The organism is Tianweitania aestuarii (genome assembly GCF_018457165.1).
GTDB lineage: Bacteria > Pseudomonadota > Alphaproteobacteria > Rhizobiales > Rhizobiaceae > Tianweitania > Tianweitania aestuarii.
Genome location: NZ_JAFMNX010000003.1, coordinates 383,621 through 407,981, shown reverse-complemented (window position 1 = coordinate 407,981; position 24,361 = coordinate 383,621). Strand labels below are relative to the sequence as shown.

The 24,361-nt window shown below is 60.7% G+C and carries 20 protein-coding genes and 1 pseudogene; 12 read left to right on the top strand and 9 right to left on the bottom strand.

The annotated features are described in order from the left end of the window. Window positions 1–105 precede the first annotated feature (105 nt). Entirely contained in the window at window positions 106–1,443 is a 1,338-nt protein-coding gene (locus JYU29_RS13790; RefSeq protein ID WP_213985383.1) for an Nramp family divalent metal transporter, read from the bottom strand. Between the two features lie 170 nt (window positions 1,444–1,613). On the opposite strand from JYU29_RS13790, the gene JYU29_RS13785 reads away from it, so the two are divergent. Beyond that, window positions 1,614–2,033, top strand: coding sequence for a Fur family transcriptional regulator (locus JYU29_RS13785; protein WP_213985382.1), 420 nt, complete (start codon window positions 1,614–1,616; stop codon window positions 2,031–2,033). Between the two features lie 49 nt (window positions 2,034–2,082). Here JYU29_RS13785 and JYU29_RS13780 read toward each other — a convergent pair. Further along, window positions 2,083–2,472 (bottom strand): annotated as a pseudogene (locus JYU29_RS13780) (RidA family protein); the annotation flags it as partial. A 146-nt stretch (window positions 2,473–2,618) separates the two neighbouring features. Here JYU29_RS13780 and JYU29_RS13775 point away from each other — a divergent pair. From JYU29_RS13775 to mgrA, 3 genes are all read left to right on the top strand, one after another. Then, the gene (locus tag JYU29_RS13775) at window positions 2,619–3,236 is read left to right on the top strand and encodes a TetR/AcrR family transcriptional regulator (RefSeq protein WP_213985590.1); all 618 of its coding nucleotides are present in this window, start codon (window positions 2,619–2,621) and stop codon (window positions 3,234–3,236) included. Window positions 3,237–3,381: 145 nt separating this feature from the next. Next, complete coding sequence (gene gndA, locus JYU29_RS13770) at window positions 3,382–4,797, top strand: NADP-dependent phosphogluconate dehydrogenase (RefSeq protein ID WP_213985380.1); 1,416 nt, start codon at window positions 3,382–3,384, stop codon at window positions 4,795–4,797. A gap of 67 nt (window positions 4,798–4,864) precedes the next feature. Beyond that, window positions 4,865–5,893 (top strand): L-glyceraldehyde 3-phosphate reductase, encoded by a 1,029-nt coding sequence (gene mgrA / locus JYU29_RS13765; RefSeq protein ID WP_213985379.1) that lies wholly within the window; start codon window positions 4,865–4,867, stop codon window positions 5,891–5,893. Here mgrA and JYU29_RS13760 read toward each other — a convergent pair. Beyond that, the gene (locus JYU29_RS13760; protein WP_213985378.1) at window positions 5,890–7,806 is read right to left on the bottom strand and encodes a PAS domain-containing sensor histidine kinase; all 1,917 of its coding nucleotides are present in this window, start codon (window positions 7,804–7,806) and stop codon (window positions 5,890–5,892) included. The genes mgrA and JYU29_RS13760 overlap by 4 nt on opposite strands. A gap of 295 nt (window positions 7,807–8,101) precedes the next feature. Here JYU29_RS13760 and gyrB point away from each other — a divergent pair, with 295 nt between their 5' ends. Together gyrB and JYU29_RS13750 are read left to right on the top strand one after the other, a co-directional pair. After that, on the top strand, window positions 8,102–10,540 hold the full coding sequence (gene gyrB, locus JYU29_RS13755; protein ID WP_213985377.1) for a DNA topoisomerase (ATP-hydrolyzing) subunit B: 2,439 nt from the start codon (window positions 8,102–8,104) through the stop codon (window positions 10,538–10,540). A 173-nt stretch (window positions 10,541–10,713) separates the two neighbouring features. After that, complete coding sequence (locus JYU29_RS13750) at window positions 10,714–10,983, top strand: type II toxin-antitoxin system VapB family antitoxin (RefSeq protein ID WP_213985589.1); 270 nt, start codon at window positions 10,714–10,716, stop codon at window positions 10,981–10,983. A gap of 154 nt (window positions 10,984–11,137) precedes the next feature. On the opposite strand, the gene JYU29_RS13745 is transcribed toward JYU29_RS13750, so the two are convergent. Then, a complete protein-coding gene (locus JYU29_RS13745; protein WP_213985376.1) occupies window positions 11,138–11,662 on the bottom strand; it encodes a hypothetical protein in 525 nt (174 codons plus the stop codon). Window positions 11,663–11,681: 19 nt separating this feature from the next. Between JYU29_RS13745 and JYU29_RS13740 the strand changes: the two genes are divergently transcribed. The 3 genes from JYU29_RS13740 (at window position 11,682) to ligD (ending at window position 15,793) form a co-directional block, all read left to right on the top strand. Continuing rightward, a complete protein-coding gene (locus JYU29_RS13740; RefSeq protein WP_213985375.1) occupies window positions 11,682–12,248 on the top strand; it encodes a DNA-3-methyladenine glycosylase in 567 nt (188 codons plus the stop codon). A 75-nt stretch (window positions 12,249–12,323) separates the two neighbouring features. Next, window positions 12,324–13,205, top strand: coding sequence for a non-homologous end joining protein Ku (ku, locus tag JYU29_RS13735; protein WP_213985374.1), 882 nt, complete (start codon window positions 12,324–12,326; stop codon window positions 13,203–13,205). A gap of 2 nt (window positions 13,206–13,207) precedes the next feature. After that, on the top strand, window positions 13,208–15,793 hold the full coding sequence (gene ligD / locus JYU29_RS13730; RefSeq protein ID WP_213985373.1) for a DNA ligase D: 2,586 nt from the start codon (window positions 13,208–13,210) through the stop codon (window positions 15,791–15,793). A 2-nt stretch (window positions 15,794–15,795) separates the two neighbouring features. Here ligD and ku (JYU29_RS13725) read toward each other — a convergent pair whose 3' ends face one another. Further along, window positions 15,796–16,614 (bottom strand): non-homologous end joining protein Ku, encoded by an 819-nt coding sequence (gene ku / locus JYU29_RS13725; RefSeq protein WP_213985372.1) that lies wholly within the window; start codon window positions 16,612–16,614, stop codon window positions 15,796–15,798. A gap of 322 nt (window positions 16,615–16,936) precedes the next feature. Here ku (JYU29_RS13725) and JYU29_RS13720 point away from each other — a divergent pair, with 322 nt between their 5' ends. Both JYU29_RS13720 and JYU29_RS13715 read left to right on the top strand, forming a co-directional pair. Next, window positions 16,937–17,134 carry a hypothetical protein gene (locus JYU29_RS13720; RefSeq protein WP_213985371.1) on the top strand — a complete coding sequence of 66 codons (198 nt, stop codon included), beginning with the start codon at window positions 16,937–16,939 and terminating at the stop codon, window positions 17,132–17,134. Window positions 17,135–17,301: 167 nt separating this feature from the next. After that, window positions 17,302–17,754 carry a baeRF12 domain-containing protein gene (locus tag JYU29_RS13715; RefSeq protein ID WP_213985370.1) on the top strand — a complete coding sequence of 151 codons (453 nt, stop codon included), beginning with the start codon at window positions 17,302–17,304 and terminating at the stop codon, window positions 17,752–17,754. 60 nt (window positions 17,755–17,814) lie between these two features. Here the strand turns inward: JYU29_RS13715 and JYU29_RS13710 are convergent, their stop codons facing one another. Both JYU29_RS13710 and JYU29_RS13705 read right to left on the bottom strand, forming a co-directional pair. Further along, complete coding sequence (locus JYU29_RS13710) at window positions 17,815–18,564, bottom strand: SDR family NAD(P)-dependent oxidoreductase (protein ID WP_213985369.1); 750 nt, start codon at window positions 18,562–18,564, stop codon at window positions 17,815–17,817. 91 nt (window positions 18,565–18,655) lie between these two features. Further along, window positions 18,656–20,845, bottom strand: a complete 2,190-nt coding sequence (locus JYU29_RS13705; RefSeq protein ID WP_213985368.1) for a transglycosylase domain-containing protein — start codon at window positions 20,843–20,845, stop codon at window positions 18,656–18,658. 175 nt (window positions 20,846–21,020) lie between these two features. Here JYU29_RS13705 and JYU29_RS13700 point away from each other — a divergent pair, with 175 nt between their 5' ends. Next, window positions 21,021–22,124, top strand: a complete 1,104-nt coding sequence (locus tag JYU29_RS13700) for an acyltransferase family protein (RefSeq protein ID WP_213985367.1) — start codon at window positions 21,021–21,023, stop codon at window positions 22,122–22,124. 3 nt (window positions 22,125–22,127) lie between these two features. On the opposite strand, the gene JYU29_RS13695 is transcribed toward JYU29_RS13700, so the two are convergent. Beyond that, window positions 22,128–22,757 (bottom strand): ribonuclease D, encoded by a 630-nt coding sequence (locus JYU29_RS13695; RefSeq protein ID WP_213985366.1) that lies wholly within the window; start codon window positions 22,755–22,757, stop codon window positions 22,128–22,130. Beyond that, on the bottom strand, window positions 22,754–24,142 hold the full coding sequence (locus tag JYU29_RS13690; protein ID WP_213985365.1) for a M20/M25/M40 family metallo-hydrolase: 1,389 nt from the start codon (window positions 24,140–24,142) through the stop codon (window positions 22,754–22,756). Before JYU29_RS13690 ends, JYU29_RS13695 begins: the two co-directional genes overlap by 4 nt. Window positions 24,143–24,361 lie beyond the last annotated feature (219 nt).

Genomic DNA, 24,361 nt, shown 5'->3' with positions numbered 1-24,361 from the left:
GCGCTGCTGGTCACCCAGCGGCGCGGTTTTTCTTTGCCTGAAGATCGCTTTGCCCGCAGAGCTCCTTGCCTGAACAGGTCCTTGCCTGGATGGGACCGGCGGGGCTTAGCCGCCGATCACGAAATCCATGAGCAGCTTGACGTTCAACAGCGCGATGATGACCGCGATCCCGTAGGCGCAGACAACCAGCCAGCGCGGCGCTACCAGCGCGCCCATCTTGGTCTTGTCGGCGGTAAACATCACCAGCGGAAACACGGCGAAGGACAGCTGCAGGCTGAGCACGACCTGGGTCAGGATCAACAGCTCGGCCGTGCCAGCTTCGCCATACCAGATCGTCACCAGCGCCGCCGGCACGATGGCGATGGCGCGCGTGATCAGGCGGCGCAGCCAGGGCGCGAGCTTGATATGAAGAAAGCCCTCCATCACGATCTGCCCGGCGATCGTCGCCGTCACCGTCGAGTTCAAGCCGCAGCACAGAAGCGCGATGCCGAACAGGGTCGGCGCAAGGGCCGCGCCCAAGAGCGGGCTCAACAGCGCATGCGCCTCGCCCAGTTCCGCCACCTCCGTTTGCCCGGTGGCATGAAAGGCAGCCGCCGCCAGGATCAGGATCGAGGCGTTGATCAACAGCGCAAACATCAGCGCCACCGTGGAATCGATCGTCGCAAAGCGCAACGCGTGGCGCTTTTCTTCCAGCGTGTCGCCATAAGCACGCGTCTGCACGATACCTGAATGCAGATAAAGGTTGTGCGGCATCACGGTGGCTCCGAGAATGCCCAGCGCGAGGTAGAGCATCTCCGGATCGGAAACGATCTCGCTCGTCGGCGCAAAGCCGCGGATCACCTCGCCCCAGTTCGGATCGGCCATGGCGATCTGGATGCCGAAACACACGGCAATCACGCCCAGCAGCGCGATGATGAAGGCTTCCACCCATCGAAAGCCGAGCTTTTGCAGGTAAAGGATCAGGAACACGTCGAGCGCGGTGATCACGACGCCGATCTCGAGCGGAATGCCGAAGATCAGGTTGAGGCCGATCGCCGTGCCGATCACTTCGGCAATGTCGGTGGCGATGATGGCGATCTCCGCCAGCGCCCAGAGCGTATAGGAAACCGAACGGGGAAAAGCGTCGCGGCAGGCCTGAGCGAGATCGCGACCGGAAGCGATCGCCAGACGCGCGCAAAGCGATTGCAGCACGATCGCCATGATGTTCGACACGAGCGCCACGCTCAGCAGCGTGTAGCCGAACTTCGATCCGCCGGCGAGCGAGGTCGCCCAGTTGCCGGGATCCATGTAACCGACGGCCACAAGATAACCCGGCCCGATAAAGGCGAAGGCGCGCTTCCATAGCGGGCCGGTGCGTCGCACCGGGATAGAGCCATGAACATCGGCCAGCGACAGTTCGCCCTGGTTCTGGCGCCAGCCCGCATCCCCTACCGGTTTATCCATGATCCGCTTTCCATCGCCCGTCGCGCATCACAGCATCTAGAGCAGGAGCAAAGCTTGATCAGTGCACTTGCAGATCATTTGCAGCTGGGCGGATCATTCCCGGGGAAATCTCAGATGAGAATTTTTGCAACTGGCATCCGGTCGGCTATAATCTGGCCATGACAACGCAGATGATTCAAAAACGCGATTACGAAGGCGAGTTGAAGCGCGCCGGCGTGCGTTTGACCAAGCAAAGGCGGATCATCGTCGGCATCCTCGGCGAAACCGAGGATCATCCGGATGCGCTCGAAATCTTCCGCCGCGCTTCCGCGCTCGATCCGAGCATTTCGCTCTCGACCGTTTACCGCACCACCAAGCTTCTGGAAGGTCTCGGCGCCATTCATCGCCACGCTTTCGAAGGCGGCCCGTCGCGGTTCGAACAGGCCGGCGGCGATCACCACGACCACCTGATCGATCTCGACACCGGCGACGTCATCGAATTTCATTCGGAGCGGATCGAAGCCCTGCAAGCCGAGATCGCCGAGCGTCTCGGCTATGACATCGTGCATCACCGGCTGGAGCTTTACGGGCGCAAGCGCAAGAGCGGCTGACCCGCTCAGGCTCCAGCACCGTGATGGCGTCAGGCGGCTTTTGCCGCCGTTTGGGGATGCGGGCGATGACCTTGATCTCGAAGTCATAGCCGGCCAGCCAGGTCACGCCCACGGCCGTCCAGTTGGGATAGGGCTTGGTCGGGAACGCCTGGTTCTTCACCTTCATGATCGTGTCGAACTGCTTTTGCGGATCCGTATGGAAGGTCGTCACGTCGACGATGTCGTCGAAAGTGCAGCCTGCCGCAGCCAGCGTTGCCTTGAGATTGGCAAAGGCGCGCTCGATCTGGGCTTCCAGTTCGGGTTCCGGTTCACCATCCGGCCGGCTTCCCACCTGTCCCGACACGAACAAAAGGTCGCCGGAGCGGATCGCTGCGGAATAGCCGTTGCGCTCGTAAAGGTCCTGCCGCTCGGCAGGAAAAACAGCGTCTCGCTTGGTCATGATTTTTGTCTCAGCGGTTGAGGGGATAAGAATTGCACGGACGAAGCAATGCCTCTAACAACGCATACGCTTCGTATGTAAAACCTATCTCATACGTCGCGTATGTCAACTCGCATACGCCGCGTATGATCTGAACCGTGAGTGTTATGGCTGAAAACAAGCGCGCAGCGTCGATGGAAGCGACCCGGGCCAAGCTGATCAAGGCTGCCCGCGCAGCCTTCGCCGACAAGGGCTATGCCGGCGCGTCCATGGACGATCTGACGGCGCAAGCCGGGCTGACGCGCGGCGCGCTTTATCACAACTTCGGCGACAAGCGCGGTTTGCTCGCTGCGGTGGTAAACCAGATCGACGAGGAAATGGCGCATCGCGCCCACACCATTGCTCAAGGAGCGGGCCATGACTGGGAGTGCCTGGTGGCGGAAGGGGCCGCTTATATCGAGATGGCCCTGGACCCCGAAATCCAGCGCATCGTTCTGCTCGATGGGCCGGCCGTGCTTGGCGATCCATCGCAATGGCCGAGCCAGAACAACTGCCTGGCCGTCACACGCACGGCGATCGAAGGCCTGATCGACAAGGGCCTTCTCAAGCCGGTGGATGCGGAAGCCAGCGCGCGTCTTCTATCGAGTGCCGCTTTCAACGCAGCGCTTTGGATCGCGGCCAGCGACGAGCGGGAAGTGCTTTTGCCCAAGGCGATCGCCGCCTTTCGCGCCCTTGCCTCCGGCCTGCTCGCAGAGCCGGAGGCGCGAAGCCGCGACCGGCGCTGAAACCGCTGCAAAACGGCGTCTTTCGCAATCGCGCATAGCTCCTGCCCGCTCCCGCTGGTTGACGTAGCGGATATGGTGCCCAACATCCCCCATCCCGACCTTGACCCGTGCTGGCGTCTGTTGGCCGGAACTAAAGGAGATAGCCATGCAAGCGGAAATCGGCCTGATCGGGCTCGGAACAATGGGCTCCAACCTCGCCCTCAACATCGCCGAAAAAGGTCACGACATTGCGGTGTTCAACCGCACCACGGCAAAGACCGGCGCGTTTTTTGAAGCAGCGGGCGCGCTGCGCTCCAAGATCATCCCCTGCACCACGCTCGAGGAATTCGTTGGCGCGATCCGCCCGCCGCGTCCCATCATCCTGATGATCAATGCCGGCGAGCCGGTGGACGACCAGATCGAGGCGCTCAAGCCGCTTTTGTCGCATGATGACATCCTGATCGACGGCGGCAATGCCAATTTCCACGATACGATCCGCCGCAACCTGCTGCTCGACGGAACCGGGCTGAACTTCATCGGCATGGGCGTTTCCGGGGGCGAGGTCGGCGCACGTCATGGCCCGTCGATCATGGTCGGCGGTGCCCAAGCCTCCTACAAGCGCGTCGAGCAGGTGTTGCTGGACATTTCCGCCAAATACGAGGGCCAGGCCTGTTGCGCATGGCTCGGCGAAAACGGCGCCGGTCATTTCGTGAAGACCATTCATAACGGCATCGAATATGCCGACATGCAGATGATCGCCGAAATCTACGGCATCATGCGCGATGGTCTGGGCATGCAGGCCAAGGAAATGGCGCCGGTGTTCGCCGGCTGGAACGAAGGCCGCCTGAACTCCTATCTGATCGAGATCACGGCCGCCGTGCTCGACACGGAAGATGCCGAAACCGGCAAGCCGATCGTCGATATCATCCTCGACCGTGCCGGCCAGAAGGGCACCGGCCGCTGGTCGGCGATCGAAGCGCAGCAGCTCGGCATTCCCGCCACCGGCATCGAAGCCGCGGTTGCCGCCCGCAGCCTGTCGGCGCGCAAGGATGAGCGCGAAGCCGCTGAAAAGGCCTATGGCGCGCTCGGCGAAACGCTGAAACGCGACGCAGGCCCGCTGGAAGACCTCGAACTCGCTTTGCTCGCCGGCAAGATCGCCGCTTATGCGCAGGGCTTTGCGGTGATGAGCGGCGCATCCGGCGATTACAAATGGGACCTGCCTTTGCCGGAGATCGCCCGCATCTGGCGCGCTGGCTGCATCATCCGCTCGCAGTTCCTGTCCACGATCGCCGAAGCGTTCGAAGGCGCGGAAAAGGAAAGCAATCTCCTGCTCGTGCCGGCCTTCGTGGAGATGATGAGCGAAGCGCAGGCCGGTTTGCGCCGGGTGGTCGCCCGCGCCGCCACGGCTGGTCTGCCGGTGCCGGCTCTGTCATCGGCTTTGTCCTACTTCGACATGTATCGCCAGGGTCGCGGCACGGCCAACCTGATCCAGGGCCAGCGCGATTACTTCGGCGCTCATTCCTTCGAGCGCATCGACAGACCGGGCGCATTCCACGGACCGTGGGCGATGAACGCTGGGTAAGCACTGACGTCTGGCCTTTGTGCGCGCCAGACGGCACCATGCGTGGTCGAACCCTGGGAGACCACGCATGACCTACCACCCCGCTGACACGCGCTACGACGCCATGATCTACAACCGGTGCGGCCGCTCCGGTTTGAAGCTGCCGGCCATCTCGCTTGGCCTGTGGCACAATTTCGGCGAAGACACGCCGCATCAGACCAAGCGCGCGATCTGCCAGCAGGCTTTCGACCTCGGCATCACCCATTTCGATCTCGCCAATAATTACGGCCCGCCCGGCGGTTCGGCCGAAACCGCGTTCGGCCAGATCCTGCGCACCGACTTTGCCGGCTTTCGCGACGAGCTGATCATTTCCACCAAGGCCGGCTATGACATGTGGCCGGGACCATATGGCGCGTTCGGCAGCCGCAAATATCTTCTGGCCAGCCTCGACCAGAGCCTGGCCCGCATGGGCCTCGATTACGTCGACATCTTTTATTCGCACCGCTTCGATCCCGACACGCCGCTTGAAGAAACGATGGGCGCGCTCGATCACGCCGTGCGGTCCGGCAAGGCGCTTTATGCCGGCATCTCGTCTTATAATTCCAAGCGCACCCGCGAGGCAGCCGCAATCCTCAGGGAACTCGGCACGCCCTGCCTCATCCACCAGCCGTCTTATTCCATGCTCAACCGCTGGGTGGAGCATGATGGCCTGCTCGATACGCTGGACGAAGTCGGCGCCGGCTCCATCGTGTTCACGCCGCTGGCGCAGGGCCTGCTCACGGACAAATACATTTCAGGCAAAGGAGAAGGCGGTCGTGCGACGCAGGGTAAGTCGCTCAAGCCCGATACGCTGAGCAAAGAAAACCTTGCCAATATCCGCGCCCTCAACGAGATCGCGGGGCGTCGCGGCCAGACACTGGCGCAGATGGCGATTGCCTGGGTGCTGCGCGGCAATCGCGTGACGTCGGCGCTGATCGGCGCCAGCCGGCCGTCCCAGGTGGCCGACTGCGTCGGGGCGCTGAAGCAGCTCGACTTCACGCGTGAAGAACTCGCCGAGATCGACCGCTATGCGGTGGACGCCGGGATCAATCTCTGGACGAAATCGGCCGAGCTTTAACCCTCGGCCTTCGGCGGCGACTGATAAACCCGCGTCAAACTGCGCAAGGGGATCGCGATCTCCATGCGCAGTCCGTTTGGCGAAAAGGTCGGGCTCAGCGTTCCGCCCATCTGGGCATTGACGCTGAGCGCCATCAGCTTGGTTCCGAAGCCGGACGGGGTCGTGCCTTCAGCCACGCTCGGCCCGCCGCTTTCGATCCAGGTCATGCGATAGGTTTCGCTCGGCGCATCGATCCGCGTTTCGAGCGCGATCGAGCCGGTGCTGTTGGCCAGCGCGCCATATTTCGCGGCATTGGTCGCCAATTCGTGGAACAGCAGCGCGAGCGGCGTGGCGGCACGATCGTCGATCGGCACATCTTCGCCGCGAAAGACCAGCCGGTTCTGGTTGGTGGCGTAGGGCGACAGGAGATCGGATACGAGCGCATGCATCGTGGTTTCCACCCCAGCCACACGCGACACATGGCTGTGGGGGCGCACGAAATCATGCGCGCGTCCCAGTGCTGCAATGCGCTGACGCAATTCGCCCACCACCGGCGCAAGCTCGGGATGTTCGCGGCCCGATAGCGAAACGAGGCCGGTCAGAACCGCGAAGATGTTCTTGATGCGGTGGCTGAGTTCCTGCGCAACGATCTCGCGCTCCACCGCCGCGATCTTGCTTTCATGAATATCGGTGCAGGTGCCGAACCAGCGCATGATCGCGCCTTCGGCGTCATGCACCGGCAAGGCGCGCCCCAATGTCCAGCGATATTGCCCGGAGCGGTGGCGCAGCCGGTATTCGATCTCGTAAGGGTCGCCCGTTGCCAGACAATGCCGCCATTGCGCAAAGGCGCGCTCCTGATCGTCGGGATGAAACATGCCGTTCCATTCCTCGCCGTCGGTGGAGCCTTCCGGCATGCCGGTGAACTCGTACCAGCGCGCATTGTAGTAGTCGTGATAGCCGTCGGGCCTCGTCGACCACACCATCTGCGGCATCGTATCGGCAATGGCGCGAAATCGCGCTTCACTGTCGATCAGAGCCATTTCCGTGGCTTTGCGCTCGGTGATCTCGACGGAAATTCCGGGAAGCCGCGTTGCTTCGCCGCTCGGCCCGCAAAAGACGTGCCCCACAGCCAGCACCCAGTGCTCGACGCCGTCGCGATCGCGCACCCGGTATTCACCGCGAAACGGTCCGCATCGAGCAATGGCCGTCTCGATCCACGCCTGCACGCTCTTGCGATCGGCGGGATGAATGCCGTCAAAAAAGGTGCCGATCGGCGTTCCGCGCGCGGCCACAACGGGATCGACCCCGTAAAGCTCGGCGAAGTGGCGATCGGCCGTGATGATGTCGTCCGGAATGTTCCAATCCCAGGTGCCGACGATACCGGCCGCATCGAGCGCAAACGACATGGTTTCCCGGCTGGCGGCAAGCGCGCGCTCGGTTTCCATGCGTTCCGTGATGTCCTGGACGATGCAAAAACCGCCGAGAACCTCGCCCGTTCGGTCCGTGATCGGGATATATTCGAGATCAAGCCAGACATCGGTCAGTTCGCCCGTCCGATTGAGCTGAAGCTTCATCTCCTTGTAGCTGAAGGTCTCGCCTCTGCTCAAACGGACAACATTATCCCGGTTGAAGTCGGCGACTTCCGGCCAGGCATCCACCGCCGGCAAACCGATCAGGGTCTTGTAACGCGCGCCTGCAAATTCCGCATAACCATCGTTGAACAGCAGCACCCCTTCGGGTCCGAGCAGAAGCGCCATCGGCGTATCGGATGCCAGCATGAAGCGCACGGTCGTGCCGATGGCTTCCGGCCAGGACGAAACCGGTCCGAGCGGCGTTTTCGACCAGTCGAACCCGTCGATCAGATCATGCATGAAGCTTTCTGCCATGTGCTGCGGCAGCTTCGTTCTGTCGTTGGCGATAATGCGATTGTGCATGATACTCGTCGCGGGGGGTTACTGCTCTTTAGGTCGGAGGCACGAACGAAGAGCCATGAGTCCGGTGCACGCCAACGTCTCATGACGGGTCGCGTTCCAGTATTCCACACAGCTGCTGCGGTCTGCTGATCCTCCTGTCGCAACAGGATAGAGGCAGCTGTGAGAAAGTCCCGTGTTCATTTGGAAAAAGCGACGCGAAACCCTATATTCTCATGACATTCAGGAGCGATTCGCCACAAGAATTGCGATGCGCCCAGCGCGCGTCATTTCTGACGGCCTCGAAGCGGAAGTATTGATGTCTGACCAGCCCGAAGCAAACGGCGTTCCAGCCGAATATGGCGCCGATTCCATCAAGGTCCTGAAGGGCCTGGATGCCGTGCGCAAGCGGCCAGGCATGTATATCGGCGACACCGATGACGGGTCGGGCCTGCACCACATGGTTTATGAGGTCGTCGACAACGCCATCGACGAAGCGCTGGCCGGTCACGCCACGCTTGTTACGGTGACGCTGAATGCCGACGGCTCCTGCACGGTGACCGACAACGGTCGCGGTATTCCCACCGACATGCACGAAGAAGGCGTCTCGGCTGCCGAAGTCATCATGACCCAGCTTCATGCCGGCGGTAAGTTCGACCAGAACTCCTACAAGGTCTCCGGCGGCCTTCATGGCGTGGGCGTTTCCGTGGTGAACGCGCTTTCGGTGTGGCTGAAGCTCAAGATCCGCCGCAAGGGCAAGATCCACGACATTTCGTTCACCCATGGCGTGGCGGATTCGCCGCTCGTGGTCACGGGCGATGCGGGCGATGAAACCGGCACCGAAGTGACGTTCCTGCCGTCGTCCGAAACCTTCACAATGGTGGAGTTCGATTACAACACGCTCGAACACCGTTTGCGCGAACTCGCCTTCCTCAATTCGGGCGTGCGCATCCTTCTGACCGATCGCCGTCCGGCCGACGTCAAGACCACCGAACTGCTCTACGAAGGTGGCCTCGAGGAATTCGTCAAATATCTCGATCGCGCCAAGAAGCCGCTGATCCCCTCGCCGATCGCCATCAAGGCCGAGCGCGACGGCATCACGGTGGAAGTCGCGATGTGGTGGAACGACAGCTACCACGAGAACGTGCTGTGCTTCACCAACAACATCCCGCAGCGTGATGGCGGCACGCATCTGGCCGGCTTCCGCGGTTCCCTGACGCGCCAGGTCACCGGCTATGGCGAAAGCTCGGGCCTGACCAAGAAGGAAAAGGTTTCGCTCACCGGCGACGATTGCCGCGAAGGCCTGACCGCCGTTCTGTCCGTGAAGGTGCCCGATCCGAAGTTCTCGTCGCAGACGAAGGACAAGCTGGTGTCCTCGGAAGTCCGCCCCGTGGTGGAAGGTCTCGTCAACGAGGCGCTCGGCACCTGGCTGGAAGAACATCCGGCCGAAGGCAAGGTTCTGATCGACAAGGTCATCCAGGCCGCAGCCGCGCGCGAAGCCGCCCGCAAGGCGCGCGAAATGACGCGCAAGTCGACGCTGTCGATCACCTCGCTTCCGGGCAAGCTGGCCGATTGCCAGGAAAAGGATCCGGCGAAGTCCGAAATCTTCATCGTCGAGGGTGACTCCGCAGGCGGCTCGGCCAAGGGCGGCCGTTCCCGGCAGAACCAGGCGATCCTGCCGTTGCGCGGTAAGATCCTCAATGTCGAGCGCGCCCGTTTCGACCGCATGCTGTCGTCCGAAATGATCGGCACCATGATCACCGCGCTTGGCACCGGCATCGGCAAGGACGAGTTCAACGCCGACAAGCTGCGTTATCACAAGATCATCATCATGACGGACGCCGACGTCGACGGCGCCCATATCCGCACCCTGCTGCTCACCTTCTTCTTCCGGCAGATGCCGGAGCTGATCGAGCGCGGCCATCTCTACATCGCGCAGCCGCCGCTCTACAAAGTGACGCGCGGCAAGAGCTCGCAATATCTTAAGGACCAGCCGGCCTTTGAAGAATATCTGATCGATGGCGGCCTGGACGACGCGACGCTGACGCTTGAATCCGGCGAAGTGCGCGCCGGCGGCGATCTCGCTTCCGTGGTCAATGATGCGCTGCAGGTTCGCGGTCTCATCAACGGTCTGCATTCGCGCTACAACCGAATGGTGGTGGAGCAGGCAGCGATCGCCGGCGCGCTCAAGCCCGATCTCCTCGATGATCTCGGCCGCGCCAACGCGCTGGCGGAAGAAGTGGCCAAGCGTCTCGACGCCATCTCGGAAGAAACCGAGCGCGGCTGGACCGGTCGCATCAATCCGTCCAACGAAGGTTCAGGCGGTTTCGTTTACGAGCGCACCGTGCGCGGCGTGAAGGAAACGGCCACACTCGATGCCAACCTCTTGAGCTCGGCCGATGCGCGCGCGCTTGATCGCTATGCCGATCGCCTCGGCGAGATCTACAGAACCCCGCCGGTTCTGCGCCGCAAGGACATCAACGAAACGATCAGCGGCCCGCTGCATCTGCTCGATGTCGTGTTCGCCGCAGGCCGCAAGGGCCTCGCCATGCAGCGCTACAAGGGCCTCGGTGAGATGAACGCCGAGCAGCTTTGGGAAACAACGCTCGATCCGAACGTCCGCTCGCTGCTGCAGGTCAAGGTCAACGATGCCACCGACGCCGACAGCCTCTTCGCCCGTCTGATGGGCGACGACGTCGAACCCCGCCGCGACTTCATCCAGGACAACGCCCTTTCGGTCGCCAACCTGGACGTTTGATCTGGGCGGGAACCTGCTTCCCGCCTGTTCCGATCGTACCGAGGATGCGGAGTGTCGGCGGTCGTTTTCGGCAATCGCCGGCCGGCTCAATGGCAGGTCGCCAGCCGGCTCAGTGGCAGGTCGGGCGGCAGGTTTCGCTCATTGATCGTGCACCTGTTGGCGAGGAACAAGTGATGGCTGAACCATACCTCTCCGGCCGGAGCTCCAAGGCTCACGATCTGGCGCATCGCTTGGCAAAGCGGGAAAACCGCTCGATCACCGATATTGTCGAGCGAGCTCTGGAGGCCTACGAAATGCGGGAAGCGCCACGCGAAACCGCAGAGGCGTTCTACGCCCGGCTCAAGGCGTTGGCGAGCACAGATATCGATCTGGATGAACTGATCCGAGAGAGCCATCGGCTTTATTGTGAAAGTTCAACGCACAGCAACGGCGCTGAAATTTAGGGCCGAACCATTTCCGCATGGAAGCGCCCCGTGTTCTCGGCTTAGTTCAAAGCTATCGATCCGATGGGCAACCAAGCCTCCATACCAGGCAAGGCCTTCAAGGCGCCAAGCTCTGCATTGTGATTTATCAATATTCTTTCAGTGTTTTACTTATTCAGGGTGTCCTTGATTGAGTTTTTGTTTTGAATCTCTCTGCAAGAGCATTGCTTTCGACTTCGGAAATGTGGTGCTGCCACCAGCATGCAGCAGCTTTTAATGCTTCAGTGGGTGAATATGATCTATCACCGATAAGCAGATGCCTGACCTCTGAATGCTCCCCACCCTTGTACTCGGGATTGTCCAGACTCAAGGCTGAGCCATACTCCTTAAGAAGGAGGTTTCGCTCTTTGTTTATAAACTCCCAATAGATAAGGTTGTGAAATTCATCTTCTTTTATTTTATTGAAATTTTTCTCAATAGCATTTCTTAGCCATTCCGACCTAAGGACATCCTTGTTTTTAAGCACGTGTCCAACCGCTCGTGCCAGTGTTAAGCATGTGATCCATTGGATGCGGATCTCTTGCTTATTGTTTCTGATTAACGCCTCATCAAACAGCCGCATAGCTAGTCGCAGATCGGAGAGAACCAATCGCGCCTTACCTGCGTAGGTAGCTGTTGGAATTTCTTGACGTTTTGCCATCTTCTTTCACTTTTGAACAATGAATGCGTTTACGAAAACCAAGCTTGTTTCAAGCTTCTTCGCCCGTCCAGCGATCACCGTCGCGCCTGACCTGATCGGCTGCGTCTTCGGCGTCGGCGAGACTTCCGGCATCATCGTCGAAACCGAAGCCTATGAGCCGGACGATCCGGCGTCGCATTCCTTTCGCGGTCAGACCGCGCGCAACAAGGCGATGTTCGGGCCGCCCGGTACGGCTTACATCTATCGCTCCTATGGCATTCACTGGTGTTTCAACATCACCTGCCTGCCCGGCAGCGCTGTGCTGCTGCGCGCCATCGAACCGACCGAAGGCTTGCAGCTGATGCGGCAGCGGCGCGGGATGGAGGCTGCGCGGTTACTGTGTTCGGGGCCGGGCAAGCTTTGCCAGGCGCTCGGCATCGACTTTGCACTGGATGGCTCGGCGCTCGACCAGCCGCCATTCACCTTCCGCCACCAAACGCCTGCTGGCCCGATCATCGCCGGTCCGCGCATCGGCATCACCAAGGCTGCCGAGCAGCCCTGGCGCTTCGGATTGCAAGCCTCCCCCTTCCTCAGCAAACGATTCTAGGAATCGGCGCAACATCCTGGAACGATTCAACTTCTCCGTCTTTCTAGAAGAACGAGGCGTAGGAGTTCGTTAGACGTGGCACCGCGGGCAAACTGGAAGGGCTTCCTCAAGGTGGGCGCACTGAGCTGCCCCGTGGCGCTTTACACCGCCGTTTCCACCTCCGAGCGCATCGCCTTCCACACGCTCAACCGCAAGACCGGCAACCGCGTGCATCGCGAATTCATCGATGCCGAAACCGGCAAGCCGGTGGACAAGGACGACCAGATCAAGGGCTACGAGATCAACCAGGGCGATTATGTCACGCTGGAGCCTGACGAGGTGGCGAGTGCCGTGCCCGACAGCGACAAGACGCTGTCGGTTGAAGCCTTCATCGCCTGCAACGACATCGACGACATCTATCTCGACCGCCCTTACTACCTCGCGCCGGCCGACAAGGGTGCACAGGATGCTTTCGCGCTGATCCGCGATGGTCTGGCAAAGTCGAAATCCGCCGCCTTCGCCAAGACCGTGCTGTTTCGCCGGGTCCGCAACCTTCTGATCCGGCCGCATAATGATGGGCTGATCGCGACCACGCTCAACTTCGATTACGAGGTCCGTTCGGCTAGGGAAGCCTTCGCCGATATGTCAGACACCAAGATCGACGGCGAAATGCTCGATCTCGCCAAGCACATCATCAACACCAAGTCCGGCAAGTTCGACCCGAAGAGTTTTAACGACCGCTATGAGTCAGCGCTGGCCGAACTGGTGAAAGCCAAGATGGAAGGCCGCGACTTCCAGGTCACCAAGCCCAAAGCACCTGCCAAGGTGGTGGATCTCATGGATGCGCTGCGCCGCAGTGCCGAAAGCGCCAAAGCTACTGCCAAGAAAAAGGCTTCGGCCAAGAAAAAGGCCGCGCCCAAGAAAACCACCGCCGCCGCCAAGCGCGCCAAGGCTGAACCACAGCGCAAGGCGTCCTGATCGTGGCACTCGAGGATTACAACAAGAAACGAAACTTCGAGCAGACCGCCGAACCGCGCGGCAAGATCAGCAAAGCCAAGTCTGCCAAGACCGGCAACAGTTTCTGCATCCAGAAGCACGATGCCACCCGGCTGCATTACGACTTCCGGCTTGAACTCGACGGCGTGCTGAAAAGCTGGGCCGTGACCCGCGGTCCGAGCCTGGACACCTCCGAAAAACGCCTGGCGGTTCAAACCGAAGATCATCCGCTCGATTATGGCGACTTCGAAGGAACGATCCCGAAGGGCGAATATGGCGGCGGCACCGTTCTTCTTTGGGATCGCGGAACCTGGAAGCCGACCTATGATCCGCACAAGGGTCTCGCCAAAGGTCATCTCGAATTCGAGCTCGAAGGCGACAAACTCTCCGGTCGATGGCACCTCGTGAAGATGCCCCGTCGTGCCCGTGAGAAGCGCGACAACTGGCTGCTGATCAAGGCCGATGATGACGTCGCCCGCTCTGGTAACGAGGGCGACATCCTCGAACAACGGCCGGAGTCCGTGAAAACCGGCCGCAGCCTCGATGAAATCGCCAGAGAAGCGCCGGGGTGGTCATCAAAAACCGGAAAGCTTCCAGCCAAATCGCCAAAAGAGCCGCAAAAGGACACGCCAAATCGCCGAAAGAAAGCGCCTGCCAAGCGGGCAAGCGCGTCTGCGATCAAGGGAGCGAAGCCGTCCGACCTGCCTGATTTCATCCCGCCGGGCCTCGCCACACTGGTCGCAAAAGCACCGGGTGGGAAGCGCTGGATCCATGAAATCAAGTTCGACGGGTATCGCCTGCAGGCCCATGTAAGTCACAGAGAAATCAGGCTTTTAACCCGCACCGGCCTCGACTGGACGAAGAAGTTCGGCACCGCTGTGGCCGACGCCTTTGCCGCCTTGCCGCTGGAAACTGCGCTGATCGACGGCGAGCTGGTGGTCGAAACGCAAAGCGGCACGTCGGATTTCTCCGCGCTGCAGTCCGATCTCAGCGAAGGCCGGAGCGATCGCTTCATCTATTATGCCTTTGATATCATGCACTTGGATGGTCAGGACCTGACCGGCGCCAGGCTTCTGGATCGCAAGGCGGAGCTCGAACGCATCGTCGGACCCGAAGGCACCGTGCGCTATTCCAGCCACTTCACCGTGGAAGGCGAAGTGATGAAAGCGCATGCCTGCAAGCTCAACCTTGAAGGCGTGATCTCGAAGATCGCTGACGACCCCTACCCTGCCGGACGATCGAAAAGCTGGCTGAAATCAAAGTGTTCGAGCCGGCAGGAATTCGTGATCTGCGGTTATGTGCCCTCCACCGTCGACAAGAAGATGATCGGCTCTCTGGTGCTCGGCGTTCACGAAAATGGCGCGCTTCAGCATATCGGCCGCGTCGGCACCGGCTACAGCCGCAAGGTCGCGGCGGATCTTTATAAGCGACTGAATTCGATAGAGATTTCCAAAAGCCCCTTCCCCGAAAAATTGCCCGCCGAAGCGCGTCGCGACGTGGTGTTTGTCGAACCTGAGCTCGTGGCCGAGATCGAATTCCGCGGCTGGACCGGGGACCATAATCTGCGCCATGCCTCGTTCCGCGGCCTGCGCGAAGATAAGCCGGCGGCGGAGGTCGTCAGGGAAGAGCCCGTTGCGGCGGTAAGCGCTTCAAAAACAACGACTTCTGCCGAGGTCGCGACCCTTCCTACAAGCGTCAAGCTGACCCATCCCGAGCGCATCTACTGGCCCGATGAAGGCGTCACCAAGGAAGGTCTCGCCAACTATTACGCCGATGTCTGGCGTTCCATGGCGCCTTTCGTCATCAACCGCCCGCTCGCCCTGCTGCGCTGCCCCGGCGGCATCACCGGCCAGTCCTTCTTCCAAAAGCATATCTGGCGCGGCGCCAACAAGGCGATCAAGCGCTTCAAGGATCCTAAGGATGGTCCCGATGAAGAACCGCTGGTGATGATCGACGGGCTCGACGGATTGATCGGCCTCGTACAGGCCGGCGCGCTGGAAATTCACCCTTGGGGTTCGACGATCGAGGCGCTGGAAAAGCCCGATACGATCATCATGGATCTCGATCCCGGAGAAGGCGTGACGTGGGATCGCATCTGCGATGGCGCGCGCGAAATCAAAGCCCGCTTCGAGGCTGTGGGTATGGCGGCTTTCGTGAAGACATCCGGCGGCAAGGGCCTGCATGTCGTGTCGCCCCTGACGCCGAAAGCCGACTGGGCCACGGTGAAGGCCTTCACCAAGCAGATGGCCGAAGCGATGGCTGCCGACAGTCCGGACGATTATGTCTCGGTGATCACCAAGTCCAAGCGCAACAACAAGATCCTGGTTGATTATCTGCGCAACGGCCGCAACGCCACGGCCGTGGCCGCTTATTCCTCGCGCGCAAGGCCCGGTGCGGCAGTGTCCATGCCGATCGAATGGGACGATCTGGGGCCGCAGATCAACCCGGCGGGCTTCACGGTAGAGAATGCTCCCGCGCATGTCGCCAACCGCAAGCGCGATCCTTGGGGTGACTTCCTGAGCGCTGCCGTGCCATTGCCGGCTACCAAGCCAAAGACCAGAAAGCGGTAGTTTCAGCGCTTCTTGGCAGGCTTCTTGCCGCTTTCGGCTTCCAGGCTCTTTTTCAGTGCATCCATGATGGAGATGACGTTCGAGCCGCTTTCCTGCGGCTCGGCAGCCTTTTTCTTCGGCTTGGCCTTACGGCCCTTCTTCTTGGCCTCGATGAGGTCGAGCAGCTTGTCCTGAACCGGATCTTCCGCGAATTTGGGGCTCCATGCCTTTGTTCGCTCGCCGATGACCTTCTTGATCATCGTCAGTTCCTTGGTGTCGACCTTCTTCTCGCCGATCGCGCCGAAATAGGTGTCCTCGTCGCGCACTTCGTCACCGTAATGCAGCGTCCACAAGATGATGCCCTTGTCGCGCGCTTCAAGCATTACGGCACGTTCGCGGCGATACATCACGAGCCGCGAAATGCCGACCTTCCCCGTTTCCGCCATGGCATCGCGGATTACGGAAAAGGCTTCCTCGCCGACCTCGTCATCGGGCACGAGGAAATGCGGCTTGTCGTAGTAGATCCACTGGATCTCGTCTTTGGGCACGAAGGTCTCGATGTCGATGGTGCGCGTGGAGTCGAGCGCAACGGCATCGATCTCCTCGTCTTCCAGCATGACATATTCGTCTTCGCCGCGCGGATACCCCTTCACCTCGTCTTCATCAGCCACCGCCTTGTTGGTGACGGCGTCGACATAGTGCGTGGAGATGCGGTTGCCGGTTTGACGGTTCAGTGTGTGAAACTTGACCTTGGCATTTTCGGTGGTGGCGGGTGTCATGGCCACGGGACAGGTGACGAGCGAGAGCTTGAGATAGCCCTTCCAAAACGAACGCGGCGCCATGAACGAACCCCTGACATGATCGGACAGTGTCTAGAACTTACAGGATTTGCCCGAGTTCCGTGTGTGTCAAACGCGCGTCTTCGGACCAAAGCTGCACATGTCGGCGCGGCGAGTCCCGCCGCTGCCGTAGAACGGCCGAACTCAGCACAACAAGTACACGGCCTCATCTTTGTTCTTTATATGTTCTATTTGACACCCATCATCATAGTGAACCGAGCATTTAAGTAAAATTTTACGCTACTGGTCCCAAACTGAGACTTATCAGGCTTTTGCTGGAACCCTTCTAAAGTCATCGAGTTTCCCGAATGTCAGGAGTAGCGGAATGATGACGCAGACAAATACCAAAAGAGGCGTTGAGGCAGCAGGTGCTGCCAATCTGAGGCGGCAGATCCGCACAGAAATCAACAGCCGATTTCTGCACAATCTTCCGGCGTTCAAGATGGAGCGCACGTTGCCGGACGATCTCGAAGTCCTGCTTGATCGTCTCGATCATGTCGATCTTGGACGTCGCCTGAGCTAAAGCCTGGGCAGCAGGCGTATCGAGGCCTGCTGGAAGACAAGGAAAGCCCTCTTTCAGCCTCCTGCCTTGTCAGTGTTTTGGAACACCATCCTCCGCATCAGCGTTTGTTCGATAAGCAAGTGGCATGAGCATCTTGCTTGTTTCTGCAGCAAACGAAGGAGACGAGGATGTCCGATATCAAGCTCGAACACGGCGTGTGGGTCGTTGTCGCCGACGGTGAAAAGGCGTTGTTCCTTCGCAATCAGGGCGACCATGAACATCCAACCCTGGAAGTTGTCCGCGAGATCAAGGACGACAATCCGCCGACGCGCGAACAGGGCACTGATCGTCCCGGCCGTCACTCCGATGGTGGTGGCAATCCGCATAATAGCGGCTTTGAAGAAACCGACTGGCACCAGCTCGAAAAAGATCGCTTCGCCAGCGGCATCGCGGAGAAGCTCTACAAGCTTGCGCATCGCAACGCATTCGAGAAGCTGATCCTCGTCGCGCCGGCAGGCGTGCTGGGCGAAATGCGCAAGCAGATGCACAAGGAAGTCAGCGACAGGGTTACGGGCGAAATCGCCAAGACGCTGACCAATCACCCGCTTTACGAGATCGAAAAGCTGCTGAAAGCAGCCTGATCATGCCGTTTTGGCTGCGGAGCGCACTTCAACAGGCGCTTCGCAGTCTGCGGCACCCCATCAAACGTGCTGACCGCCGTTGATGTGGATTTCCGACCCGGTGACATAGGATGCCTGGCCGGAACATAGGAAGAAGATGATATCCGCGACTTCCGCCGTCGTGCCGAGGCGGCGCATCGGGATCCCCTCAACAATCTTGTCTGTTCCCGGCGAGAGGATCGACGTGTCGATCTCGCCCGGTGCGATGGCGTTGACGCGAATGCCATGCGGGCCGAAGTCGGCTGCCATCTCGCGCGTCAGCGAGCCAAGCGCCGCTTTCGACGTGGCATAGGCCGTGCCTGCAAAGGGGTGAACGCGTGTGCCGGCGATCGAGCTGACATTGACGATCGAGCCTTTGGCTGCCGACAATTCGCGGAACAAGCCGCGCGCCAACATGATCGGCGCAAAAAAGTTCACCTGAAAAACATCGCGCCAGACATGCATCGGCGTTTCGATCGAGTTCATCCGCGCGCCGTCTTTCAGCTTCGGCGAAATGGCGGCGTTGTTGACGAGCGCATGAAGCTCGCCATTGTTGTCTTCGAGGCGGTGACGGATTTCAGCAACCGCGCTACCGACATCTTCGGGATCGCTCAGATCAATCTTGATATGGTCTTCCGGACCGGACGGCCACGGGCAATCGTCGGAAAAATCCTGCCGCGAGCAGGTGATGACGCGCCAGCCTTCGCGCGAAAAGCGCTTTACGGTGGCATGACCGATGCCGCGGCTCGCGCCGGTCAGCACAAGGGTCTTACGGGAATCAGTCTCAGCCATGAACGGGATCTCCAGCTTCCGCTATGTAGCGAAAGACCGCGTGGTTTGCGAGATGGCGACATGTCGCTTCGACATCAACATTCCCGGATAATCAGTTGCCGAGAATGATCGACAGGATGCTCTTGCTGGAAGCCGTGTTGCCGACCTCCGCCTGCGGCCGACGGATCGCACCGGTTGCAGGATTTTCCCCATCATCGGCACGTACGCCGACCGGTTGAGACGGCGGCATTGGCAGAGCGGGCTGCTGTTGCTCCGGCGCGAGCTTTTCTTCGGCCGAACTGAGAATGGCGTCCAGCTGCGGCTGGGCGCGGTAGAACTCGACGCCCGGCAGCTTCACCGGCTGCAAGCCCTCATGCGCCGCCGCCATGAAGTCATGCCAGGCGATGGTGGCGAGGGAGCCGCCCGTCGCGTTCTTCATCGGCGAGCCGTTATCGTTGCCGAACCACACGCCGGTGGTGAGGTTTGCGGTGTAACCGACGAACCAGGCATCGCGCGAATTCTGCGTCGTCCCGGTCTTGCCGGCAGCCGGCCAGCCGAAGCCTGCACGCTTGCCGGTTCCGGATTCAACCGTGCGCGACATCATGGAGTTCATCATGCCAACAATGTCCGCACGCACCACGCGCGGCGTATCCTTGCCCTTGAAGTCGTAGAGCACTTCGCCTTTCGGCGTGGTAATGCGCTTGATCACGTGAAGGTCGGCCTTGAAGCCCCCATTGGCATAAGGAACGTAGGCTGCCGTCAGTTCGAGGGGTGTGACATCGGACGTGCCGAGCGCGATGGAGGCATTGCGGTCGAGCTTGGAGTTGATGCCCATGCGGTGGGCGACTTCAATCACGTTATCGACGCCAGCTTCGCGGGCCAGCTGCGCGGCGATCGAGTTCAGCGACTTGGCCAGAGCATCCGACAACGTCACGCGGCCATAGTATTTGCCCCCGTAGTTTTCCGGCTTCCACTTCCCGATCGTGATCGGCGCATCGTTGCGCACCGAATCCGGACGAGCGCCCTGTTCAAGGGCTGCCTGATAAACAAAGGGCTTGAAGGCAGAACCGGGCTGGCGTCGTGCCGCGGATGCGCGGTCGAACTGGCTCGTGGCATAATCGCGGCCGCCCACCATGGCGCGAATAGCGCCGGAACTGTCGATCGACACGAGCGCGCCCTGGCTGACCTTGTTCTTGGCACCGTTCTCGTCAATCAGCGTTCGGATCGAAAGTTCAGCAAAATGCTGCAGCGTCTGGTCGATGGTGGTTTCCACCACAATGTCGCTGTTCACCTCGCCTACCAGATCCGGTAGAGCATCCATGACGCGATCGGCGACATAGTTTTCTGACCCGGTCCAGTAAGACGCAGCGCGTGCGGCCGGCGCACTGATGGCGCTGGCAAGTTCCTTGTCGGCGATGACGCCCTGATCGCGCATGGCGGTGAGCACGATCTGGGCGCGATCTTCCGCCGCCTGCGGATCACGCGCCGGCGACAAGCGCGACGGCGCCTTGAGCAAGCCAGCGAGGAGAGCCGCCTGCGACAGGCTCACATCTTTTGCCGAAACGCCGAAATAGCGCCGCGACGCGGCTTCCACGCCATAGGATCCCGAACCGAAATACACCCGGTTAAGATACATCTGGAGGATCTCATCCTTGGTGTGCTCATGTTCAAGCCAAAGGGCGAGCATGACCTCCTGCACCTTGCGCTCCAGCGTGCGCTCGGGCTTCAGGAACAGGTTCTTGGCGAGCTGCTGCGTGAGCGTCGAGCCACCCTGCGCAACCCGGCCACGCACGAGGTTCTGGAACACCGCGCGCCCAAGGCCCAGCGGATCAACGCCGAAATGCTGGTAGAAGCGTCGATCCTCGATCGCCACCACCGCCTGCGGAATGTAAGGCGACATCTGGCTCAGACTGACCGCTTCGCCGCCAGTGGCGCCACGATTGCCGATCAGCATGCCATCAACAGCCACGATCTTCACATTGGGCGGACGGTCCGGAATTTCCCAGGTCGTGGCGCTGGGCATACGTGCGGCGTAATAGGCCATGAGACCGACACCGGCGATGCCGCCCCACAGGCACAGAACAAGGCCCCAATAGATGGCGCGGCCAAACAAGCCGAAGCCGCCGCGACGCTTTTTTCCGCCGCGCGCAGATTTCCCGCGTGATCCAGCCGTCTTGCGAGTGGTCTTGGCTTTGGCGGGGTTGACGATGCGGTCATCGGAACTCACCGAAAAGCCGTCGCCCTTCGAAGGCGCGCCGAAGCTCGGTTCGATCCGCTTGCCGCTTCCCCGCTTTGCCGCCATGCCTACCGCGCCCCCAACACCTGCCGTCACCGCCAGTGTGGCTGCAGGGTAAATGCGGCGCCTTTAGGGGCGGTTAACCCTCTCGCAATCTGCAGCCCCGCTGTTCATTCGCCTTAATTGGCCCTTCAGGGCGCTCCACTAAGCTTGCACCGTTCAATCGGAGAAAGCGCTCGTTATGGCGGCTGTGGGAGCGGAGCGGGTCGACTGGGTCGATACGGCCAAAGGATTGTGCATCATCTTCGTGGTGATGGTGCATGCGGTTCTGGGCGTCGAGATTGCGGCCGGAGAACAAGGCTGGATGCATCATGTCGTGACCTGGGCGCGGCCTTTCCGCATGCCCGACTTCTTCATGATCTCCGGCCTGTTCCTCGGCCTCACCATCGACCGACCCTGGCGGCGCTATCTTGACCGCAAGGTCGTGCATTTCGCGTATTTCTACATTCTGTGGCTCACGATCCAGTTTGCCTTCAAGGCGCCGGGCATGGCGATGGAAGATGGCGCGGGTGCCGCGCTGACCAACTTTCTTCTATCCTTCGTGCAACCCTTCGGCACGCTGTGGTTCATCTATGTGCTACCGATCTTCTTCGTCATAGCGCGGCTTTTGAAGAGCGTGCCGGTGGCGATCGTGCTCCTTGCAGCGGCCGTTTTGGAGATCCTGCCGATCCACACGGGCTGGATGGTGTTGGACGAGTTCTGTTCCCGCTTCGTGTATTTCTATGCCGGTTATGCGCTGGCGCCGTGGATCTTCATTTTGGCCGACAAGGTCCGCACCAGACCGGCTGCAGCACTCGGCTTTCTGGCAGTCTGGGCAGTGGTGGAAGCTTTCCTCGCTTTCACCCCGGCACCGGCTGCCTTGTATCCGTTGGTAGCGCATGAGGTCGGCCAATCCGGTGGTATCGGCGGCGTGGCCGAACTGCCGCTGGTGAGCCTCGTTCTCGGCTTTCTGGGCGCTTGCGCAGTGATATCAGTAGGCGTGCTTCTGTCGCGCCTGGCCACCATGCGCTGGCTGACATGGCTCGGCGCGCATTCGATCGTGATCTATCTCGCCTTTTTCCTGCCGATGGCAACGACACGCGCGGTGCTGCTCAAGCTCGGGATCATCGGCGATGTCGGAACGATGGGCGTATTGGTCACCGCTGCCGGCGTGATCGGCCCGGTGATCCTGTATCTTCTCGTGCAATGGAGCGGCTTTGGCCGCTGGCTGTTCGAGCGCCCGCGCTGGGCGTCGATCGAGCACAACCGCGCAAAGGCGGAGCGCCCGATCGCTGTTGTCGAGTAGCTCCTACGAGTGAGCGAAGATGTCCTGCTCGTCCCAGCCCATCAGATCGAGCTTGGCGCGCGTCGGCAGGAACTGGAAGCAGGCCGCGGCCTCTTCAGCCCGGTTTTCACGTGCAAGACGCCCAGCCAGCACATCGCGCAGGCGATGGAGGTAAAGCACGTCTGACGCGGCATAATCGAGCTGGTCCTGCGACAGTTCCGGCGCGCCCCAGTCCGATGATTGCTGCTGCTTGGAGATGCCGACGCCAAGCAGCTCGTTGCAGATGTCCTTCAAGCCATGGCGATCCGTGTAGGTGCGGGTCAGGCGCGACGCGATCTTGGTGCAGAACACCGGCTCCGGCATAACGCCGAAGGCATGATACAGCACGGCGAGATCGAAGCGCCCGAAGTGGAACAGCTTGGTAATGGCGTCATCACCCAGCAGCTTCACGAGGTTGGGAGCTTCTTTCTGCCCCGCCGCGATCTGGATCACATCGGCCGTGCCGTCGCCGGGCGAAATCTGCACCACGCAAAGTCGGTCGCGATGCGGGTTGAGGCCGAGCGTTTCAGTGTCGATCGCCACGGCGTCGACCTGATAGTGCTCGAGATCCGGCAGATCGCCCTTGTGGAAGCGGATGGTAGGCTTGGTGTTCATTTCGCGAGAGCGTCCAGAATGCGGGCCCAGGAGCGCTGGCCCTTGCGGAAGGATTCAACGTCGTATTTCTCGTTGGGCGAATGGATGCGGTCATCCGACAGGCCGAAGCCGACCAAAAGGGACTCCATGCCGAGATAGGTCTGGAAGTCACCCACGATCGGGATCGATCCGCCCATGGCGATCATCACAGCAGGCTTGGGCCATTCATCGGACAAGGCGGCCTGCGCCTTGGACAGGAACGGCGCGTCATAAGACAGCTGGATGGCCGGCGAGCCGCCATGTTCCTTGCCCCACTCGGCGCGGCAATCGGCCGGCAGGCGCTCTTCCACGAACTGGTGGAACGCATCGCGGATCTTCTGCGGGTCCTGCTTGTGCACCAGACGGAACGACACTTTGGAGGAGGCCTGCGCTGGAATTATAGTCTTGAAGCCCGGACCGGTGTAGCCGCCGGTGATGCCGTTGAACTCGGCAGTCGGGCGCGCCCAGACGAGTTCCAGGACCGAACGACCCTGTTCGCCGGATGGCTGCGACAGGCCGATCGGGCCGAGCATGTTTTCGGCCGTCTGGCCCAGCGTTTCCCAGCTCTTCAGGATCTCGGTCGGCGTTTCTTCCACGCCGTCATAGAAACCGGGAATGGTGACGCGGCCGGTCTCGTCATGCATGTCGGCGAAGATCTTGGCGAGCACGCGGATCGGGTTGGCGGCGGCACCGCCATAGGAACCGGAATGCAGGTCGCGATTGGCGGCATGGATGGTCAGCTCTTCGCCAACCAGACCGCGCAGGCCGGTCGAGATCGCCGGCGTTTCGCGGTCCCACATGCCGGTATCGCAAACCAGTGCGAAATCAGCCTTCAGCTCGTCCTTGCAGGCTTCGAGAAACGGTTTCAGCGACGGCGAACCGCTTTCTTCCTCGCCTTCAAACAAAATCGAGATGCGGCAGGGAAGCTGACCATGCGCCGCCTTGTAAGCGCGGCAGGCTTCCACGAAGGTCATGATCTGACCCTTGTCGTCGGACGAACCACGCGCGCGGATCACCTTGACGCCGGTTTCGTCCGTGTCGATCGCCGGATCAAACGGATCGCGATCCCACAGATCGAGCGGATCCACCGGCTGAACGTCGTAATGGCCATAAAACAGCACATGCGGGCTGCCGGCCGGACCGTCATGATGCGCCACCACCATGGGATGACCGGGCGTGTCGCGAACGCTGGCGTCGAAGCCGATCGACTTCAGATCGTCGACCAGCCATTCGGCGGCTTTGCGGCATTCGGCGGAATAAGCGGGATCGGTTGAGATCGACTGGATGCGCAGGAAATCGAACAGGTGATCGAGGCTTGTGTCAAAATGGGCGTCGAGAGAATCGAGAACTGGGGCGAGCGTGGCCAAGAAACGGCTCCGATGATTTTGGAAAGTGCGATGAACCTAGTGGATCGAACCCGCAAAGCAAAGGTGGCAGACCGCCATAAAGAAGCGGCCACCGTGGTGGAGGGGGGATACCACGGTGGCCGTATCAGAATGCGGCAGCCCGGAGAGGGGGATGAGGCCACCGCATTTAATCCGGTTCGAGGCGGGGGACGAGCCTTAGCCGGAGCCAGCAACTTTGTG

What these genes read in the sequence shown, in the direction of transcription:
- JYU29_RS13790 (WP_213985383.1), bottom strand. Translation starts at nt 1,443, where the DNA reads ATGGATAAACCGGTAGGGGATGCGGGCTGGCGCCAGAACCAGGGCGAA.
- JYU29_RS13785 (WP_213985382.1), top strand. Translation starts at nt 1,614, where the DNA reads ATGATTCAAAAACGCGATTACGAAGGCGAGTTGAAGCGCGCCGGCGTG.
- JYU29_RS13775 (WP_213985590.1), top strand. Translation starts at nt 2,619, where the DNA reads ATGGCTGAAAACAAGCGCGCAGCGTCGATGGAAGCGACCCGGGCCAAG.
- gndA (WP_213985380.1), top strand. Translation starts at nt 3,382, where the DNA reads ATGCAAGCGGAAATCGGCCTGATCGGGCTCGGAACAATGGGCTCCAAC.
- mgrA (WP_213985379.1), top strand. Translation starts at nt 4,865, where the DNA reads ATGACCTACCACCCCGCTGACACGCGCTACGACGCCATGATCTACAAC.
- JYU29_RS13760 (WP_213985378.1), bottom strand. Translation starts at nt 7,806, where the DNA reads ATGCACAATCGCATTATCGCCAACGACAGAACGAAGCTGCCGCAGCAC.
- gyrB (WP_213985377.1), top strand. Translation starts at nt 8,102, where the DNA reads ATGTCTGACCAGCCCGAAGCAAACGGCGTTCCAGCCGAATATGGCGCC.
- JYU29_RS13750 (WP_213985589.1), top strand. Translation starts at nt 10,714, where the DNA reads ATGGCTGAACCATACCTCTCCGGCCGGAGCTCCAAGGCTCACGATCTG.
- JYU29_RS13745 (WP_213985376.1), bottom strand. Translation starts at nt 11,662, where the DNA reads ATGGCAAAACGTCAAGAAATTCCAACAGCTACCTACGCAGGTAAGGCG.
- JYU29_RS13740 (WP_213985375.1), top strand. Translation starts at nt 11,682, where the DNA reads ATGAATGCGTTTACGAAAACCAAGCTTGTTTCAAGCTTCTTCGCCCGT.
- ku (WP_213985372.1), bottom strand. Translation starts at nt 16,614, where the DNA reads ATGGCGCCGCGTTCGTTTTGGAAGGGCTATCTCAAGCTCTCGCTCGTC.
- JYU29_RS13720 (WP_213985371.1), top strand. Translation starts at nt 16,937, where the DNA reads ATGATGACGCAGACAAATACCAAAAGAGGCGTTGAGGCAGCAGGTGCT.
- JYU29_RS13715 (WP_213985370.1), top strand. Translation starts at nt 17,302, where the DNA reads ATGTCCGATATCAAGCTCGAACACGGCGTGTGGGTCGTTGTCGCCGAC.
- JYU29_RS13710 (WP_213985369.1), bottom strand. Translation starts at nt 18,564, where the DNA reads ATGGCTGAGACTGATTCCCGTAAGACCCTTGTGCTGACCGGCGCGAGC.
- JYU29_RS13705 (WP_213985368.1), bottom strand. Translation starts at nt 20,845, where the DNA reads ATGGCGGCAAAGCGGGGAAGCGGCAAGCGGATCGAACCGAGCTTCGGC.
- JYU29_RS13700 (WP_213985367.1), top strand. Translation starts at nt 21,021, where the DNA reads ATGGCGGCTGTGGGAGCGGAGCGGGTCGACTGGGTCGATACGGCCAAA.
- JYU29_RS13695 (WP_213985366.1), bottom strand. Translation starts at nt 22,757, where the DNA reads ATGAACACCAAGCCTACCATCCGCTTCCACAAGGGCGATCTGCCGGAT.